Source organism: Ruegeria sp. SAZA006 (genome assembly GCF_059613465.1).
Map to the genome: position 1 here is coordinate 84,825 of NZ_JBXWSO010000016.1, position 17,237 is coordinate 102,061.

Here is a 17,237-nt window from a genome sequence, read left to right on the forward strand (position 1 = left end):
ATGAAAAGGTTTTACGGCACCAAATTGCCCAACCCGCTGATGCTGGGCACCGCGCAATATCCCAGCCCGGCGATCCTGGAACAGGCCTTCCGAGCCAGCGGGGCGGGCGTGGCCACCGTCTCGCTGCGGCGCGAGGGCGCGGGCGGGGCAGGTCAGGCCTTCTGGTCGATGATCCGCGATCTGGGCGTGCTGATCCTGCCCAACACCGCCGGCTGTCACACGGTCAAAGAGGCCGTCACCACCGCCCACATGGCGCGCGAGGTGTTCGACACGCCATGGATCAAGCTGGAACTGATCGGCCACACCGACAGCCTGCAACCCGACGTGTTCCAACTGGTCGAGGCTGCGCGCATCCTGACCGACGAAGGGTTCCAGGTGTTCCCCTACACCACCGAAGACCTGATCGTGGCCGAACGCCTGCTGGCCGCCGGGTGCCAGGTGCTGATGCCTTGGGGCGCGCCGATCGGGTCGGGGCGGGGCCTGAACAACGAATACGCCCTGCGTGCAATGCGGGCCGAGTTTCCCGATGTGCCGCTGGTGGTGGATGCGGGCATCGGCCTGCCCAGCCACGCCGCCCACGCAATGGAGCTGGGCTATGACGCGGTTCTGCTGAACACCGCCGTTGCCCGGGCCGGCGATCCGGTGGCGATGGCGCAGGCCATGGCGCTGGCGGTGCAGGCCGGGCAACTCGCGCATCAGGCCGACCCGATCGAGCCGCGCGACATGGCCGAACCCTCGACCCCCGTGATCGGAAAGGCCTTTCTGTCATGACGCTCGACCGCTTCTATCCGATCTTCGATCATAGCGACTGGCTGCGGCGGATGCTGCCCTTGGGCGTGAAACTGGTGCAGTTGCGCATCAAGGACCAGCCCGACGCGGTGGTGCGCGCGGAGATCGCCACCGCCCAGGCCCTGTGCCGCGACCATGGCGCTGTGCTTGTGGTGAACGACTATTGGCAGGCGGCCATCGACGCGGGCTGCGACTGGATCCACCTGGGGCAGGAAGATCTGGACGACGCCGATCTGCCCGCCATCCGCAAGGCCGGGCTGAAGCTGGGTGTCTCCACCCATGACGATGACGAGCTTGAGCGCGTGCTTTCGATGGATCCGGACTATGTGGCGCTGGGGCCGGTCTATCCGACCATCCTGAAGAAGATGAAATGGCACCAACAGGGCCTTCCGCGCGTGACCGAGTGGAAACGGCGCGTGGGTGACATCCCTCTGGTCGGCATTGGCGGCATGAGCGTCGAGCGCGCGCCGGGCGTGTTTCAGGCCGGGGCCGACATCGTCTCGGTCGTGACCGACATCACCCTGAACGCCGACCCCGAAGGCAGGGTGCGCCAGTGGCTCGAGGTCACGCGATGAGCCGCTACGCCCGCCAGATGATCTTGCCCGAGGTCGGGGCCGAGGGGCAGAACCGCCTTGCCCGCGCGCGGGTTCTTGTTGTGGGCGCCGGGGGGCTGGCCGCGCCCGTGCTGCCGCTGCTGGCTGGGGCCGGGGTGGGGCATCTGACCATCGTCGATCCCGATACGGTGGACCTGTCGAACCTGCACCGCCAGACGTTGTTCGCGCAGGCCGATTGCGGCCGCGCCAAGGCCGAAGCCGCCGCCGAACGCTGCCGGGCGCTGAATGGTGAGATCACCGTTGAAGCGCGAAAACAGGCTCTAACACCGGCAAATGCTGCTGATCTGGTGGCCGAGGTCGACCTGGTTCTGGACTGCGCCGACAGCTATGCGGCCAGCTATACGCTGTCGGATACCTGCCTGGCGCAGGGTAAACCGCTGATCAGCGCCTCGGTCCTGGGTCTGTCGGGTTATGTCGGCGGGTTCTGCGGCGGCGCGCCGTCTCTGCGCGCTGTATTCCCCGATGCGCCCGACAGCGGGGCCAGCTGCGCCACCGCAGGCGTTCTGGGCCCGGTCGTGGGCATGATCGGCGCGATGCAGGCGCAGATGGCGCTGGGCGTGATCCTGGGCCTCGATCCCTCGCCGCTGGGCCAGATGGTGCAGGTGGACGGGCGCAGTTGCACCAGCAGCGGCTTCCGCTTTGACACCGCGCCGGAACCGGACGGCCATTTCCCCTTTGTCGCGCCCGCGCAGCTGACCCCGGACGACCTGGTTGTCGATCTGCGCAGCGTCGATGAGGCGCCCGAAGCGATCCACCCCAACGCCCGCCGACTGACGGTCGAAGCGCTGAAAACAGACCCTAACAAGGGAAAAACGCTGGCCCTCTGCTGTGCTACCGGGCTGCGCGCCTGGCGCGCGGCCGAGGAACTCCACCCCCATTGGCCCGGCCGGATCGTTCTGGTCGCCGCCGCAACGTCGTGAAGCAAAAGGAAACGCAGACCATGAAGAAACTGATCACCGCCCTTGCCCTGCTGGCCGCCGCGCCTGCCTGGGCCGAGGACAAGATGACCGTCCTGTTGGACTGGTTCGTGAACCCCGACCACGGGCCGATCATCGTGGCGCAGGAAAACGGCTATTTCGCCGAACAGGGGCTTGAGGTCGAAATCGTCCCGCCTGCCGATCCGTCGGCTCCGCCGCGCCTTGTGGCCGCCGGTCAGGCCGATCTGGCCGTGTCCTACCAGCCACAACTGCATCTGCAGATCCACGAGGGCCTGCCGCTGAAACGGGTCGGCACGCTGGTCGCCACACCGCTGAACTGCCTGTTGGTGCTGGCGGACGGCCCGATCAAAACGCTGGCCGACCTCAAGGGCAAGAAGATCGGATTTTCGGTCGCCGGTGTCGAAGAGGCGATCCTGACCGCGATGCTGAACGCGCATGGCGTGTCGCTGGACGATATCGAGATGATCAACGTAAACTTCTCGCTGTCGCCGTCGCTGATGACGGGGCAAGTGGACGCCGTGATCGGCGCCTTTCGCAATTTCGAACTGAACCAGATGGATATCGAAGGCGTTCCGGGCCGCTGCTTCTACATCGAGGAAGAAGGCGTGCCGCCCTATGACGAGCTGATCTATGTGGCCAACCCCGAGACGATGGATGCCGGCAAGATCGCCCGCTTCCTGGCCGCCACCGAGAAGGCCACGCAGTTCATCGTGAACAATCCGGAAAAAAGCTGGGAGATCTTCGCCGCCACCTCGCCCGAGTTGCAGGACGAGCTGAACGCCCGCGCCTGGGTCGATACCCTGCCGCGTTTCGCCCTGCGCCCCGCAGGCTTTGATGCCGGCCGCTATGCCCGGTTCGAGGCCTTCCTGAAAGACTCCGGCATGATTGACAGCATCAACCCGGTCAGCGCCATCACCATCGACGTGACCGCGCAATGAGCGACTACGGCAAAGCCTTCGCGCTGATGCGCGACGCGGCACAGGGGCCGTGGCGGGACTATACCCGCCACGCCTTTGTCGAAGGGCTGAAGGACGGCACCCTGCCGCGTGCGGCCTTTCTGCATTACCTGCGGCAGGATTACGTGTTCCTGATCCATTTCTCGCGCGCTTGGGCGCTGGCGGTGGTGAAATCCGAAACCCATGCCGAGATGCTGGCTGCGTCCCGCACGGTGAACGGTCTGATCAGCGAAGAGATGCAGCTTCACATCGGCATTTGCGAGGCCGAGGGCATCAGCCAGGACGAGTTGTTCGCCACACCCGAACGGCCCGAGAACCTGGCCTATACCCGCTATGTGCTCGAGGCGGGCTTCAGCGGTGATCTGCTGGACCTGTTGGCGGCGCTGGCGCCCTGCGTGATGGGATACGGGGAAATCGGTACCCGGCTGGCAGCCGAGGCCACCTCGGACACCTATCGCGACTGGATCGACGCCTATTCCAGCAGTGAATATCAGGAAGCCTGTCAGGCTGTGGGTGAACTGCTGGATTCGGCTCTGATACGGCGACTTGGGGCGGATTTCCGTACCACACCGCGTTGGGGTCGTCTGTGCCAGACCTTCCGCACCGCGACTGAGCTCGAGGTGAATTTCTGGCAGATGGGCCTGACCCCATGACCCCGCCTCCCGATCTGACCATCAGCGGACAGGCCAGTATCGACGGCGCGCCCTTGTTCGCGCCGCTGACCCTGTCGCTGAAGGCCGGGCAGTGGACCTGTCTGCTGGGCGGATCGGGGGTCGGCAAGACCACGGTTTTGCGTCTGATCGCCGGGTTGGCGACCGGGGCCGAATTCACCGGCGAAATCCGCGCCAGCGACGGGCTGCCGGTGGCCGAGCGCGTGGCCTACATGGCGCAGGACGATCTGCTGCTGCCCAGGGCCACGGTCGCGCAGAACGTGGCGCTGGGCGCGCGGCTGCGCGGCGAACGGGTCGATCAGGACCGCCGCGCCCGGCTGATTGCGCGGATGCGGCTGCAGGACCACATGACCAAGAAGCCCTCGGAACTGTCCGGCGGGCAGCGTCAGCGCGTGGCATTGGCCCGCACCCTGATGGAGGACAAGCCGATCATCCTGCTGGACGAGCCGTTCTCGGCGCTGGATGCGCGCACCCGCGCCGACATGCAGGATCTGGCCGCCGAGGCGTTGCAGGGCCGGACCGTTCTGCTGGTCACCCATGACCCTGCCGAGGCCGCGCGTCTGGGGCAGTCAATCATGGTGATGACGCGACACGGCCTGACCCCATGCCAACCGCCTCATGCACCGGCCCCGCGGAAGGTGGACGATCTCGAGACGCTGGAAACGCAGGGCGCGCTGCTGAAACTGCTGCGCGAGGAAGTGGCATGAAGACGCTCTCGGTCCTTGCCGCGACCCTGTTTGCGCTGGTCCTCTGGCAGGCGATCGTCACCCTGACCGGCCTGCCGAAATTCATCCTGCCCGGCCCGGCATTGGTGGCAGAGACGTGGTGGCAGAACCGCTGGCTGATCGCCGAACACACCTGGATCACCGCCATCGAGGTGTTGATCGGTCTGGCCTGCGGCACTGTGCTGGGTGTCATCACCGCGCTACAGCTGGCCAATTCCCGCGCCGCGCGGGTGCTGGTGCAGCCGATGCTGGTGTTCACCCAGGCACTGCCGGTCTTTGCGCTGGCGCCGCTGCTCACCCTGTGGCTGGGCTATGGGCTGTGGTCCAAGGTCGCGATGGCCGTGCTGATCATCTATTTCCCCATCACCTCGTCGTTCTTCGACGGGCTTATGCGCACGCCGCCCGGCTATCTGGACCTGGCCCGCACCATGCAGGCCAGCCCACGCAGCGTGTTGTGGCATATCCGCATCCCGGCGGCGCTGCCCTCGCTGGCCTCGGGGATGCGGCTGGCGGCGGTCTATGCCCCGATCGGGGCCGTGATTGGCGAATGGGTCGGCTCGTCGCAGGGGCTGGGATACCTGATGCTGCTGGCCAATGGCCGGGCCAAGACCGACCTGATGTTCGCCGCGATGCTGACGCTGGGGGTGTTCTCGATCCTGCTGCATCTGGTTGTGCGCCGCGCCACGGCCCGCATGGCCGGTGAGGCGCGTTAACCATTCGGAAACCGATTCTGCGGCAATCATGGGCGTATGACCGATGACGCCTTTGCCGAAGCCCCATCGCTGTTCGAAAGTGACGAAGCGCCGGTCACGCCGCTGCCTACGGGTCGGCTGCCCTCGTATATCAAGGACCACCGCAAACGCCTGCGCGAACGGTTCATGTCGGGCGGCGCGGGGGCGATGCCGGATTACGAGCTGCTGGAACTGGTCCTGTTCCGCTCGATCCCCCGGCAAGACGTGAAGCCGCTGGCGCGGCGGCTGCTGGACGCGTTCGGTGATTTCAACCGGGTGCTGACCGCCCCAGTGGAACGCCTGCGCCAGATCAAGGGCGTGGGCGATACCGTCATCACCGACCTAAAGATCCTCGAGGCCTGCGCCCATCGCATGGCCCGCGCGAGGGTGATGCAGCGGCATGTGATCTCCAGCTGGGACGCACTGCTGGACTATTGCCACACCACCATGGCGCATCGCGAGATCGAGCAGTTCCGCGTGTTCTACCTGGACCGCAAGAACGTGCTGATCGCGGACGAAGAACAGGCCAAGGGCACCGTCGATCACGTACCCGTCTACCCGCGCGAGGTCGCCAAGCGCGCGCTGGAGCTGAACGCCTCGGCGCTGATCCTGGTGCACAACCACCCGTCGGGTGATCCAACCCCGTCGCAATCGGATATCGACATGACCAACCGCATCAACGATGCCTGCGCTGCACTGGGGCTGACCTTGCACGACCACCTGATCATCGGAAAATCGACCGAGCTGAGCTTCCGCTCAGAAGGTTATCTCTGACCGCTAGTGCACCCAGACTTCGACACGACGGTTGGCCTTGCGGCCCCATTCCGTGTCGTCGCAGGCCATGGGCATGGCTTCACCGAAACCTTCGACCGCGATCTCGACGGTTTCTGGGACTGCGGTCTCGATCGCGGCAAGGATCGCATTGCGCACGGTCTGTGCGCGCCGCAAGGCGATGCGGGCATTGGTTTCCGCGGCACCGTCCCCGTCACTGAAACCGACGAAGACCAGTTTGCGCCCGTCGTACTGGCCCGATTCAAGCGCCTGCGCCATTTGCAGGATGTTCGACCGCGACTGCGCGTCTGGCCGCGACGATCCCGGCTCGAACCGGAAAGACACCGACAGGCGCGACAGCGGGCGCAGAGTTTCGATCATCCGTTGCAGTTCTTCCAGACCCACCTCGGACCCGCCCGAGGTGATGGCGTTGGCCAACCGGTCGCCCTGAAGCCCAAGACGTACCAGTTCGTGGGACTGGTCGACGAAACCGGCTTGCCGGATGACCATCTGTGCCTCAGGGCTTTGGACATAGGCCAGAAACTGACGGGCGATCTTCGGCAGGCGCCGCTGCGGCAGATACAGGAACATCGGCAGGGTCAGCGGATAGTCCTCGGTCTTGATGGCGGCGCGCGTGGCGCGCAATGCGTGACCGCATCCGCCGGCCAGCGGCAGACTGCGCACGTTTTGCGGGTCAGCGTGGCTGACGATACCGAGTGCGAACGGATCGCGCGCAACCGCTGCTGCCAGTTCCGCGCTGCGGGTGTGGCGGATCACGTCCTCATGCGCCTGCACACCGGCTGGCTGCATCACCTGGTCTTGCACGGCCTGACCAACACCGGTTGTCACATCCGGCAGATGAACGGCGATGGGGGCATCCGGGCCACCGAGCTGTGCCCAGTTGGCGACCTCGCCATTTATGACCCGCGCCAGGTCCGAAACCGAGATCTGCCGGATCGGATTGTCCAATGAGACCACTGGCACCAGCGCGCCAAGCGCCACCACCCGCGACCGGCGCGGTCGGGACAGGTCGCCCAGACCGTTTTCCTGCGCCGCCGCCGCCTCCTGCGGGCGGATTTCGCGCATCGCCAAAGCGATGTCTGCCTGATCGGCGGTCAGATCGGCAAAACCGCGGTCGGTGTCCGTAACGCGCAGGAAAAACCGCGCCAAAAGGGCGGTCCGATCCGGCTGCCTCAGGGCAAAGACAAGCTGCGCAGGGTCTGTGCCTTCGCTTAGCACGTTCAGGTTTTCTCGTTGCGCAAAGCCTTCGATCAACGCCGGAAGTAGGGATTCGGCCATCACCGATGCGCCAGAGAAGTGCACTTCGGCCACAAAGTCGATCAGGCTTGGGCAAGCCGGACCGTCGCAGGTAACGCCGGATCCATCCACCGTCAGTTCGCCGAACTGGGTGTCCACACGGTAGAACTCACCATCAAACCCCAACAGGTTCCCGGTGATCTCGACCTTGCCGTCATGCGAGGTCAGCGTGACGTCCTGAGCGAGGGCGCCTGAAGCGCCAGCCATCAACGACAACACCGTCATCGTCGCGCGAAGATACTTCATAAAGACCTGTTGACCTGCCTGCCGTTACTTTGCGGCGATTGTCAGGTCTTGGAACAGATTATTCAACACCAGAAAGTCCTGTCCGCTGTCGCAGGTCGGCAGGGTGACCGACAGCTCTCGCGACCGCAGCCCCTGATCGTCCAGCAACTCGAGCACTTGCAGATCCAGGTCCTGTCCACAATTCCGGGGAGTCACTTCGGCCTCGACGCTCAGGGCGACGGTGCCATTTGCGTCGGCCGCGTTGCGGGGGATCGAATAGATCTCGACATTGCGCGCGCCGGCCATGCCGAAATGGACAACCTGCCCGGTGCCGGAACTGCTGGTGTTCGACCAGACATGCCCGGCTTCGCCATAGGATGCACCGAACTCCAACGCGTGCAGTTGCAATTCGGTGTCCCCCGTCCATTGCAGCGCAACGCGGTCATAATCTGAAAAATCAGGAATGTGAGTGGTGGCGACAGTGCCGCGCTGGTTTTGGAACGAGATCAGGAAAATGGCGTATTCCGACAGGGCGGGAATGGACAGGTCCAGACGGCCGTCCTTGTCGGTTCGGGCGCTGAACGTCATGCCGCTGTGGTGCAGCTCGACGGTTTCATCGGGGTTGCAGGGGGCCTTCAAGGTCAAACGTGCTGTCGCGTTGGGGGCTGCCATTGCGCGGGCCCGGAGATCGCAGTTGACCTGCGCCTGAGGAACGGCAGACTCTGCCCGAGGCGGAACTTTGGCCGAGGGTTCGGGGGCCGTGGACGCGGTCGGCGTTGCCGAGGTCAGCACGATTCCTTCCAACCCGGCAATCACGGTGCCTTCACCAGACGGCTGGATCATCGCCTGACGTGTTTCCTGCACGTCCGGCTGCGAGGCCGGTCCGTTCTGCATCAGGTAGCCGATGGCCAAAGCGCATGCGACCGTGCCACCTGTGGTCACGTAGTTCCGTATTACAAACAAGACACCCTCCCCAGTTGAAGGAGCGAGTCGGAGAGTGCTTAACAATCGCGGCCAATATGTGGCCGCGACGCGGACTCATTATGTCGGGAATCTGACCGAATCAGGCAAGCCGACCATGGCAGTGCTTGAATTTCTTGCCGGAGCCGCAGGGGCAGGGATCGTTGCGCGACGGGTTACCCCAGGTTGACGGGTCGTCCTCAACAAAGCCGGGCCGCGCATCGCCCGAGGCCTGCGCCTCGGCCACCGCCTCGGCCTGTTCGGCGGCTTTCTTGATCTGGGCCTGCTGCGCCTGCATCTGTGCCAGCATCTCGCGCTGCTCTTCTTCGGTCAGCGGGCGGACGCGGGCCAGTTGCTTGGTTACCGTTTCGCGCAGACTGTCGAGCATGTTCTCGAACAGCTGGAAGCTTTCGGTCTTGTATTCGTTCAGCGGATCGCGCTGGGCGTAGCCGCGAAAGCCCACGACCGAGCGCAGATGTTCCAAGGTCAGCAAGTGCTCGCGCCATTTGCTGTCGATGGTCTGCAGCAGCACCTGCTTTTCGATGTTGCGCATGTTCTCGGGGCCGAAGGCGGCGGCCTTCTGGGCCATCATCTCGTCGGTGGCCTTGATCAGGCGCTCGCGAACCACGTCGTCGTCGACCCCATCCTCGGCCGCCCATTCCTGAACCGGAACATCAATGTTCAGCTTTTCCTTGAGGGCCGCGTGCAGCCCGTCGGTGTCCCACTGGTCGGCGTAGGTTTTGGGCGGCATGTACTGGTCGATCAGATCGTCGATGACCTGTTCGCGCATGTCCGAAACGATTTCGGACAGATCGTCGGTCGACATGATTTCACGGCGCTGGCTGAAGATCACCTTGCGCTGATCGTTCATCACGTCGTCGAACTTGAGAACGTTCTTGCGCATGTCGAAGTTGCGGCCTTCGACCTTGGCCTGCGCGCGTTCGAGCGATTTGTTCACCCAGGGATGGACGATCGCTTCGCCTTCTTTCATGCCCAGAGTGGTCAGAACCTTGTCCAGCCGTTCCGAGCCGAAGATGCGCATCAGGTCGTCTTCAAGGCTCAGGAAGAACACGGTGCGGCCCGGGTCGCCCTGACGGCCCGAACGGCCGCGCAGCTGGTTGTCGATGCGGCGGCTTTCATGCCGTTCCGAAGCCAGAACGAACAGGCCGCCGGCCTCCAGAACCTTCTGCTTTTCCTCGGCGTGGCGCGCCTCTTCCCGGGCGCGCAGATCGGCCGGGTCGGTATCGGGGTTCTCGGCCAGCGCCTGCATGACGCTCATTTCCACGTTGCCGCCCAGCTGGATGTCGGTGCCGCGGCCGGCCATGTTGGTGGCGATGGTCACCGCGCCCAGACGCCCGGCCTCGGCCACGATCTGGGCTTCCTGCTCGTGCTGGCGGGCGTTCAGGACATTGTGCTTGATGCCTTCCTTGGTCAGCATCTCGCTGAGCATCTCGGACTTCTCGATCGAGGTCGTGCCCACCAGAACCGGCTGGCCTTTGGCGTTGGCCTTCTTGATCTCTTCGATCATGGCCGCGTATTTCTCGGCCGCGGTGCGATAGACCTGATCGTCCTCGTCGGCACGGGCGATCGGCTTGTTGGTCGGCACTTCGACTACGCCCAGGCCATAGATTTCGGCGAATTCCTCGGCCTCGGTCAGGGCGGTACCGGTCATGCCGGCCAGCTTGTCATAGAGGCGGAAATAGTTCTGGAAAGTCACGCTGGCCAAAGTCACGTTTTCGGGCTGGATCGGCGCGCCTTCCTTGGCTTCGATCGCCTGGTGCAGGCCTTCGGACAGACGGCGGCCCGGCATCATCCGGCCAGTGAATTCGTCGATCAGGACGACGTTGCCGTCGCGTACGATGTAGTCCTTGTCGCGCTGGAACAGCTTGTGCGCACGCAGGCCCTGATTGACGTGGTGCACCACCGTGGTGCTTTCGGGGTCGTACAGGGACTGGCCTTCGGGCAGCAGGCCACTGGCGTGCAGCTGCTCTTCGAGGAACTCGTTGCCTTCATCGGTGAAGGTCACGCTGCGCGACTTCTCGTCGATCGTATAGTGATCGTCCTGCAAGGACGGGATCAGACCGTCGATGGCCGTGTAGAGATCGGACCGGTCCTGAGATGGACCCGAGATGATCAGAGGGGTCCGTGCCTCGTCGATCAGAATCGAGTCGACCTCGTCCACGATCGCGAAATTGTGGTGCTTTTGGTAGACCTCGTTCAGATCCGCCTTCATGTTGTCGCGCAGATAGTCGAAGCCCAGCTCGTTGTTGGTGGCATAGGTGATGTCACAGGCATAGGCCGCTTTTTTCTCGGCATCGGGCTGGCCCGACCAGATCACGCCGGTGGTCATACCCAACGCGCCGAACACGTTGCTCATCCATTCGGCGTCACGCTTTGCCAGGTATTCGTTGACCGTGACGATATGCACGCCCTTTCCGGTCAGTGCGTTCAGATAGGCCGGGAAGGTAGCGACCAGGGTCTTGCCTTCGCCGGTCTTCATCTCGGCGATATTGCCCTGATGCAGGAAGATGCCGCCCATGAGCTGCACGTCAAAGGCCCGCAGACCCAGCGCGCGCTTGGCGCCTTCACGAACGTTGGCGAAGGCCTCGGGCAGCAGGTCGTCCAGGCTCTCGCCCTCATTGGCCCGCTTGCGCAGCTCTTCGGTCTTGGTTTTCAGATCGTCATCCGAGAGTTTTTCGAACTCCGGCTCCAGCGCGTTGATCTTTTCGACCAGCGGGCGGGTTGCCTTGATCTTGCGGTCGTTCGGTGTTCCGAACACCTTTTTGGCAAGCGTACCGAGTCCCAGCATGTTCACTCCAGCGGATCTTTTCTTGTCTTGGTTGCGACAGGCTTGCCCACCTTGCGCGCAACCCATAGATAGCTGGGAGGAAAAGATGGTCCTGTCAAAGGCTGCAAGCGATGTAAGCGGCAGGTTCCAGAGTGTCAACGCCACGCCCTGTCGCGGCCAGAATATAGGATGAATTCATGCCCAAAGGTCTCACTTTTCTGCCATCGCTGGCTCTTGCGGCCATGATGGCCCTGCCTGTCGCCGCTGAAACCGAACCCTCTGCCGATACGGTTGTGGCGCGCGTCAACGGCGACGAGATCACTTTGGGTCACGTGATTGCCACTGCGGCTGGCCTGCCGCCGCAGTATCAGCAGTTGGAAGACGAGGTCCTGTACCAGTTCATCGTCGAGCAGCTGATCCAGCAACAATTGCTCAGCCAGGAGCAGGACGAGCTGACCCGCCTGAACGCGCTGATGCTGACCAACGAAGAGCGCTCGCTGAAAGCGGTGCAGACGGTGAACCAGATCACCGATACTCAAGTGACGGACGACGCGATCCAGGCCGCCTATGACGCGCAGTTCGCCGAGTTCCAAGGCGAGGACGAGTTCAACGCCAGCCACATCCTTGTCGCGACCGAGGACGAGGCCAAAGAGATCAAGGCGCAACTGGACGACGGCGCCGATTTTGCCGAGCTGGCCAAAGAGAAATCCACCGGTCCGTCCGGCCCCAATGGCGGCGCGCTGGGCTGGTTCGGCAAGGGCCAGATGGTACCCGAGTTCGAACAGGCCGTGATCGGGCTGGAAAAAGGTCAGGTCTCGGACCCGGTGCAGACCCAGTTCGGATGGCATGTGGTGATCCTGAACGACAAACGCAAATCCGAAGCGCCCGAGTTTGCGGCGGTGCGGGATGAACTGGCTCAATCCGTCCGGCAAGAGGCCATTCAGGCCAAGATCGACGAGCTGACGCAGGCGGGAAGCGTCGAGCGCCCCGAGGTCGAGGGCCTGACCCCGGACGTGGTCCGCAAGCTGGACCTGGTTCAGGAGTAACCCGGCGTGGCCAAGATCACCAAGGTGTCTCCGCTGGCCCCCGCGGCCTTCCCTGATCTGCCGGTCATCGACGGTGTGCGGTTCGCCACCGTCGCCGCCGGGGTGCGGTATCAGGGCCGCACCGACGTGATGTTGGCGGTGCTCGATCCGGGTACCGCGGTGGCGGGGGTGTTCACCCGTTCGGCCACACGTGCGGCGCCGGTGCTGGATTGCCAGGACAAGATCGGCGGGCCCAGCGACGGGCCGGCGGCGATCCTGGTGAACTCGGGCAATGCCAACGCCTTTACCGGGCAGTACGGGCGGGCCTCGGTCGAGCAGATCACCGAAGCCGTGGCGCAGGCGACCGGTGTGGCGCAGAACCGCGTGTTCACCTCGTCGACCGGGGTGATCGGCGAGCCGCTGCCGCATGACCGGATCGTGGCCCGGCTGGACGAACTGACCGACGGCCTGCGCGCCGACGCGTTGGAAGAGGCCGCGCGGGCGATCATGACCACCGACACCTTCCCCAAAGGCGCTAGCGCGCAGGTGGAGATTGACGGCAAAACAGTCTCTATTGCGGGGATTGCCAAAGGGTCGGGCATGATCGCGCCCGACATGGCGACGATGCTGGTCTATATCTTCACCGATGCGAAGATCGACCAACCTGCGCTGCAACGGATGCTGTCCGAGCAGACCGACCGGACTTTCAACTGCATCACCGTGGACAGCGACACCTCGACCTCGGACAGCCTGCTGCTGTGCGCGACCGGCGCTTCGGGCGTGGAGGCCACCGGCAATGCCGATTTCGCGCGGGCGCTGGAATCGGTGATGCTGGATCTGGCGCATCAGGTGGTGAAGGACGGCGAGGGCGCCACGAAGTTCGTCGAGATCCGCGTGACCGGCGCGGCCTCGGACGCGGATGCCAAGGTCCACGGGCTGGCCATCGCCAATTCACCGCTGGTCAAGACCGCCATCGCGGGCGAGGACCCGAATTGGGGCCGTGTCGTCATGGCGATCGGCAAATCCGGCGCGGCGGCCGATCGCGACACACTCAGCATTTCTTTCGGCGATATTCTTGTGGCCGAAAAAGGTTGGGTCAGCCCCAGTTATCGCGAGGAAGACGCCGCCGCCTACATGAAAGGCCAGGAACTGGTGATCGCGGTCGATCTGGGGCTGGGCGAGGGCAAGGCCACCGTCTGGACCTGCGATCTGACCCACGGGTACATCGAGATCAACGCGGATTACCGGTCGTGAAATCAAAGCTATTCCAGCAGAAGTGGAGCCCGGTTTTGCGTCCGGGATTGCGACCATGAAAACGGTTCTCGTCTCTGCCGTCGCCTTGATCGACGTGGATGGGCGGGTTCTGCTGGCGCAGCGCCCGGAAGGCAAGGCCATGGCTGGGCTGTGGGAATTTCCCGGCGGCAAGATCGAGCCGGGCGAAACCCCCGAGGCCGCCCTGATCCGCGAATTGCACGAGGAACTGGGCATCGACACTTGGGCCTCGTGCCTGGCGCCGCTGACCTTTGCCAGCCACAGCTATGACGATTTCCACCTGCTTATGCCACTGTTCGCCTGCCGCAAATGGGAGGGCATCCCGCAGTCTAAGGAGGGTCAGGCGCTGAAATGGGTGCGCGCGAATGACTTGCGGAACTACCCGATGCCGGCGGCAGATGTTCCGCTGATCCCGATCTTGCGGGATTGGTTGTAACAATTCGTAAGATTCCGGAAAACTTCACGAAAAAGTTGACGCTGATCGTCCTCCTTGTCCTTAATCGGGGCAGCGGCGCGCGGGTCTGACCCGGCGACGTCGTTCCGGCCCAAACCGGGGCCGGATGGGGAGGAGAGATAGAATTGGCTCAGACGCAGTCGGGCGCCGAGGGGATGCACTCCCTTCCGGCGCTGCTAAACCGCAATGCGACGCAGTTCGGGGATGCCCCGGCCTACCGCGAAAAGGAATTCGGGATCTGGCAATGCTGGACCTGGGCGGAAACGGCCGCCGAAATCCGCGCGTTGGCGCTGGGATTTCTGGAAATTGGCGTTGAAAAGGGCGACCATATCGCCGTGATCGGGCGCAACCGCCCGGCGCATTACTGGTCGATGGTCGCGGCCCAGATGGTGGGCGCGGTGCCGGTGCCGCTGTATCAGGACTCGGTCGCTGAAGAGATGGCCTATGTGCTGGACCATTGCGGCGCGAAATACGTGGTCTGCGGCGATCAGGAGCAGGTCGACAAGGTCATCGAGATCCAGGGCAACCTGAACCAGATCAAGCACATCCTGTATACCGACAAGCGCGGCATGCGGAAATACGACCACAGCCAGATGAACGCGCTGAGCGACATCATGGCCGAGGGGCGCGCCGGGCATCACCGGCTCGACGCCGAGTTGGACCGCCGCATCGCCGAAATCACCTATGACGACACCTGCGTGATGCTCTATACCTCGGGCACCACGGGCAAGCCCAAGGGCGTGGTTCTGTCGAACCGCAACGTGATCGAAAGCGCGAAGAACTCGGCCGAGTTCGACCACCTGACCCGGAACGAGGACATCCTGTCCTATCTGCCGATGGCCTGGGTGGGCGATTTCATCTTCTCGATCGGTCAGGCCTATTGGTGCGGGTTCTGCGTGAACTGCCCCGAAAGCGCTGACACGATGATGACCGACCTGCGTGAGATCGGTCCGACCTATTTCTTCGCCCCGCCGCGCGTGTTTGAGACCCAGCTGACCAACGTGATGATCCGGATGGAGGATGCCAGCCCGATAAAGCAGCGGATGTTCCGCTATTTCATGGATCACGCCAAGAAGGTCGGCGGGCGCATCCTGGACGGCCACTCCGTCGGCTTCATGGATCGCCTGAAATACGCGATCGGAAATGTCCTGGTTTACGGACCGCTCAAAGACACGCTGGGCTATGGCCGGTTCCGTGTCGGGTATACCGCGGGCGAGGCGATCGGGCCTGAGATTTTCGATTTCTACCGTTCTCTGGGGATCAACCTGAAGCAGCTTTATGGTCAGACCGAGGCGACGGTGTTCATCACCGTCCAGCCCGATGGCGAGGTGCGCGCCGACACCGTCGGTGTGCCTGCGCCCGATGTCGAGCTGAAGATCGCGGAGAATGGCGAGATCTTCTATCGCTCGCCCGGCGTGTTCGTTGAATACTTCAAGAACCCCGAATCCACCGCCTCGACCAAGGACCCCGAGGGCTGGGTGGCCACGGGCGACGCGGGGTTCATCGAGGAAAGCAGCGGCCATCTGCGGATCATCGACCGCGCCAAGGACGTGGGCAAGATGGCCGACGGCTCGATGTTCGCGCCGAAATATGTCGAGAACAAGCTTAAGTTCTATCCCGACATCCTCGAAGCGGTGCTGTTCGGCAATGGACGCGATCGCTGCGTGGCCTTCATCAACATCGATCTGACGGCGGTGGGCAACTGGGCCGAGCGCAACAACATCGCCTACGCGTCGTACCAGGAACTGGCGGGCCATCCGCGGGTACTGGAGACGATCCGCAGCCATGTGGAAGAGGTCAACAAGTCGGTTGCCGCCGACGAGATGCTTTCGGGTTGCCAGGTGCACCGGTTCGTAGTGCTGCACAAGGAACTGGACCCCGATGATGGCGAGATCACCCGCACCCGAAAAGTGCGCCGCAAGTTCGTCGAGGACAAATACGCCGACATCATCGCCGCGCTCTATGACGGGTCCGAGGCGGTATCGACCACGACCGAGGTGACCTATGAGGACGGGCGCAAGGGATCGATCAGCGCCACGCTGCAGATCGTCGACGTGCCCGTCGTGCCGGTGTCGCATCAGAAGGTGGCCGCGGAATGAGGCCGGTCGTGCGCCGCTCGGCCTGCGGCCATCGCCCCGCCCGCCGTCCCGTTCACCCGCAGTTTGAGGAGTAGACGATGCTGGATGCATCCGACGACGGATATGTCACCGAGGATGGCCGCAAGATCGGCGGCGTGGTGATGGAGATGAAGAACATCACCCTGCGATTCGGCGGCGTGGTGGCGATTAAGGATATCTCGTTCGACATCCGCCAGGGCGAGATCCGCGCGATCATCGGGCCCAACGGCGCGGGCAAGTCCTCGATGCTGAACGTGATTTCCGGCTTCTACATTCCGCAGGAAGGCGAGGTCTGGTTCCACGGGGCGAAACGCCCGCAGATGAAACCCTATGAAGTGGCCCGCCAGGGCATCGCCCGGACCTTTCAGAACATCGCCCTGTTCGAAGGCATGAGCGTTCTGGACAACGTGATGACCGGCCGCCTGAACTTCATGAAGACCAACATCCTGCAGCAGGCGATCTGGCGCGGCAAGGCCGAGGCGGAAGAGGTGGAAAACCGCGAGGCGGTCGAGAAGATCATCGACTTTCTGGAAATCCAGCACATCCGCAAGACGCCGGTGGCGCGCCTGCCTTATGGCCTGAAGAAACGCGTCGAACTGGCCCGCGCGTTGGCCGCCGAACCCAAGCTGCTGCTGCTGGACGAGCCGATGGCCGGCATGAACGTCGAGGAAAAAGAGGACATGAGCCGCTTCATCCTGGATGTGAACGACGAATTCGGCACGACCATTGCCCTGATCGAGCATGACATGGGCGTGGTGATGGACCTGAGCGACCGCGTGGTCGTGATGGATTACGGCAAGAAGATCGGGGACGGCACGCCCGACGAGGTGCGCAACAACCAGGAAGTCATCGACGCCTATCTGGGGGTCAGCCATGACTGAGCA

Annotated in this window: 16 protein-coding genes; 13 read left to right on the top strand and 3 right to left on the bottom strand. The window is 63.6% G+C overall.

From position 1 onward, the window contains the following. The 8 genes from AC2FNZ_RS15555 to radC are packed head-to-tail and all read left to right on the top strand — an operon-like array spanning nucleotide 1 to nucleotide 6,198. A complete protein-coding gene (locus AC2FNZ_RS15555) occupies nucleotides 1–771 on the top strand; it encodes a thiazole synthase (protein WP_496841183.1) in 771 nt (256 codons plus the stop codon). After that, nucleotides 768–1,364 (top strand): thiamine phosphate synthase, encoded by a 597-nt coding sequence (locus AC2FNZ_RS15560; protein ID WP_170364411.1) that lies wholly within the window; start codon nucleotides 768–770, stop codon nucleotides 1,362–1,364. The genes AC2FNZ_RS15555 and AC2FNZ_RS15560 overlap by 4 nt, the downstream gene beginning before the upstream one ends. Next, a complete protein-coding gene (locus AC2FNZ_RS15565) occupies nucleotides 1,361–2,323 on the top strand; it encodes a ThiF family adenylyltransferase (protein WP_496841184.1) in 963 nt (320 codons plus the stop codon). The genes AC2FNZ_RS15560 and AC2FNZ_RS15565 overlap by 4 nt, the downstream gene beginning before the upstream one ends. A 20-nt stretch (nucleotides 2,324–2,343) precedes the next feature. Next, nucleotides 2,344–3,279: an ABC transporter substrate-binding protein gene (locus AC2FNZ_RS15570; RefSeq protein WP_496841185.1), complete on the top strand. Its 936-nt coding sequence runs from the start codon at nucleotides 2,344–2,346 to the stop codon at nucleotides 3,277–3,279. Beyond that, entirely contained in the window at nucleotides 3,276–3,950 is a 675-nt protein-coding gene (tenA, locus tag AC2FNZ_RS15575; protein ID WP_496841186.1) for a thiaminase II, read from the top strand. Before AC2FNZ_RS15570 ends, tenA begins: the two co-directional genes overlap by 4 nt. Next, on the top strand, nucleotides 3,947–4,675 hold the full coding sequence (locus AC2FNZ_RS15580) for an ABC transporter ATP-binding protein (RefSeq protein WP_496841187.1): 729 nt from the start codon (nucleotides 3,947–3,949) through the stop codon (nucleotides 4,673–4,675). The genes tenA and AC2FNZ_RS15580 overlap by 4 nt, the downstream gene beginning before the upstream one ends. Further along, nucleotides 4,672–5,406, top strand: coding sequence for an ABC transporter permease (locus tag AC2FNZ_RS15585; RefSeq protein WP_496841188.1), 735 nt, complete (start codon nucleotides 4,672–4,674; stop codon nucleotides 5,404–5,406). The genes AC2FNZ_RS15580 and AC2FNZ_RS15585 overlap by 4 nt, the downstream gene beginning before the upstream one ends. A 36-nt stretch (nucleotides 5,407–5,442) precedes the next feature. Next, complete coding sequence (gene radC, locus AC2FNZ_RS15590) at nucleotides 5,443–6,198, top strand: RadC family protein (RefSeq protein WP_496841189.1); 756 nt, start codon at nucleotides 5,443–5,445, stop codon at nucleotides 6,196–6,198. A 3-nt stretch (nucleotides 6,199–6,201) separates the two neighbouring features. On the opposite strand, the gene AC2FNZ_RS15595 is transcribed toward radC, so the two are convergent. The 3 genes from AC2FNZ_RS15595 to secA all read right to left on the bottom strand — a co-directional run bounded on the left by AC2FNZ_RS15595 (nucleotide 6,202) and on the right by secA (nucleotide 11,506). After that, on the bottom strand, nucleotides 6,202–7,758 hold the full coding sequence (locus AC2FNZ_RS15595; protein WP_496841190.1) for a phosphate ABC transporter substrate-binding/OmpA family protein: 1,557 nt from the start codon (nucleotides 7,756–7,758) through the stop codon (nucleotides 6,202–6,204). Between the two features lie 24 nt (nucleotides 7,759–7,782). Further along, nucleotides 7,783–8,700: a hypothetical protein gene (locus AC2FNZ_RS15600; RefSeq protein WP_496841191.1), complete on the bottom strand. Its 918-nt coding sequence runs from the start codon at nucleotides 8,698–8,700 to the stop codon at nucleotides 7,783–7,785. Nucleotides 8,701–8,800: 100 nt separating this feature from the next. Further along, nucleotides 8,801–11,506 (bottom strand): preprotein translocase subunit SecA, encoded by a 2,706-nt coding sequence (gene secA, locus AC2FNZ_RS15605; RefSeq protein WP_496841192.1) that lies wholly within the window; start codon nucleotides 11,504–11,506, stop codon nucleotides 8,801–8,803. Between the two features lie 176 nt (nucleotides 11,507–11,682). Here secA and AC2FNZ_RS15610 point away from each other — a divergent pair, with 176 nt between their 5' ends. The 5 genes from AC2FNZ_RS15610 to AC2FNZ_RS15630 all read left to right on the top strand — a co-directional run bounded on the left by AC2FNZ_RS15610 (nucleotide 11,683) and on the right by AC2FNZ_RS15630 (nucleotide 17,234). Continuing rightward, a complete protein-coding gene (locus tag AC2FNZ_RS15610) occupies nucleotides 11,683–12,531 on the top strand; it encodes a peptidylprolyl isomerase (protein WP_496834634.1) in 849 nt (282 codons plus the stop codon). Between the two features lie 6 nt (nucleotides 12,532–12,537). After that, a complete protein-coding gene (gene argJ / locus AC2FNZ_RS15615; protein WP_496841193.1) occupies nucleotides 12,538–13,764 on the top strand; it encodes a bifunctional glutamate N-acetyltransferase/amino-acid acetyltransferase ArgJ in 1,227 nt (408 codons plus the stop codon). 55 nt (nucleotides 13,765–13,819) lie between these two features. After that, nucleotides 13,820–14,218 (top strand): 8-oxo-dGTP diphosphatase MutT, encoded by a 399-nt coding sequence (mutT, locus tag AC2FNZ_RS15620; protein WP_093964374.1) that lies wholly within the window; start codon nucleotides 13,820–13,822, stop codon nucleotides 14,216–14,218. 173 nt (nucleotides 14,219–14,391) lie between these two features. After that, complete coding sequence (locus AC2FNZ_RS15625; protein WP_496834691.1) at nucleotides 14,392–16,335, top strand: AMP-binding protein; 1,944 nt, start codon at nucleotides 14,392–14,394, stop codon at nucleotides 16,333–16,335. Nucleotides 16,336–16,412: 77 nt separating this feature from the next. After that, complete coding sequence (locus AC2FNZ_RS15630) at nucleotides 16,413–17,234, top strand: ABC transporter ATP-binding protein (RefSeq protein WP_093963943.1); 822 nt, start codon at nucleotides 16,413–16,415, stop codon at nucleotides 17,232–17,234. Nucleotides 17,235–17,237: the final 3 nt, after the last annotated feature.

Excerpts from the sequence above, each read along its gene's own strand:
- AC2FNZ_RS15555 (WP_496841183.1), top strand. The coding sequence starts at position 1 with ATGAAAAGGTTTTACGGCACCAAATTGCCCAACCCGCTGATGCTGGGC.
- AC2FNZ_RS15560 (WP_170364411.1), top strand. The coding sequence starts at position 768 with ATGACGCTCGACCGCTTCTATCCGATCTTCGATCATAGCGACTGGCTG.
- AC2FNZ_RS15565 (WP_496841184.1), top strand. The coding sequence starts at position 1,361 with ATGAGCCGCTACGCCCGCCAGATGATCTTGCCCGAGGTCGGGGCCGAG.
- AC2FNZ_RS15570 (WP_496841185.1), top strand. The coding sequence starts at position 2,344 with ATGAAGAAACTGATCACCGCCCTTGCCCTGCTGGCCGCCGCGCCTGCC.
- tenA (WP_496841186.1), top strand. The coding sequence starts at position 3,276 with ATGAGCGACTACGGCAAAGCCTTCGCGCTGATGCGCGACGCGGCACAG.
- AC2FNZ_RS15580 (WP_496841187.1), top strand. The coding sequence starts at position 3,947 with ATGACCCCGCCTCCCGATCTGACCATCAGCGGACAGGCCAGTATCGAC.
- AC2FNZ_RS15585 (WP_496841188.1), top strand. The coding sequence starts at position 4,672 with ATGAAGACGCTCTCGGTCCTTGCCGCGACCCTGTTTGCGCTGGTCCTC.
- radC (WP_496841189.1), top strand. The coding sequence starts at position 5,443 with ATGACCGATGACGCCTTTGCCGAAGCCCCATCGCTGTTCGAAAGTGAC.
- AC2FNZ_RS15595 (WP_496841190.1), bottom strand. The coding sequence starts at position 7,758 with ATGAAGTATCTTCGCGCGACGATGACGGTGTTGTCGTTGATGGCTGGC.
- secA (WP_496841192.1), bottom strand. The coding sequence starts at position 11,506 with ATGCTGGGACTCGGTACGCTTGCCAAAAAGGTGTTCGGAACACCGAAC.
- AC2FNZ_RS15610 (WP_496834634.1), top strand. The coding sequence starts at position 11,683 with ATGCCCAAAGGTCTCACTTTTCTGCCATCGCTGGCTCTTGCGGCCATG.
- mutT (WP_093964374.1), top strand. The coding sequence starts at position 13,820 with ATGAAAACGGTTCTCGTCTCTGCCGTCGCCTTGATCGACGTGGATGGG.
- AC2FNZ_RS15625 (WP_496834691.1), top strand. The coding sequence starts at position 14,392 with ATGCACTCCCTTCCGGCGCTGCTAAACCGCAATGCGACGCAGTTCGGG.
- AC2FNZ_RS15630 (WP_093963943.1), top strand. The coding sequence starts at position 16,413 with ATGCTGGATGCATCCGACGACGGATATGTCACCGAGGATGGCCGCAAG.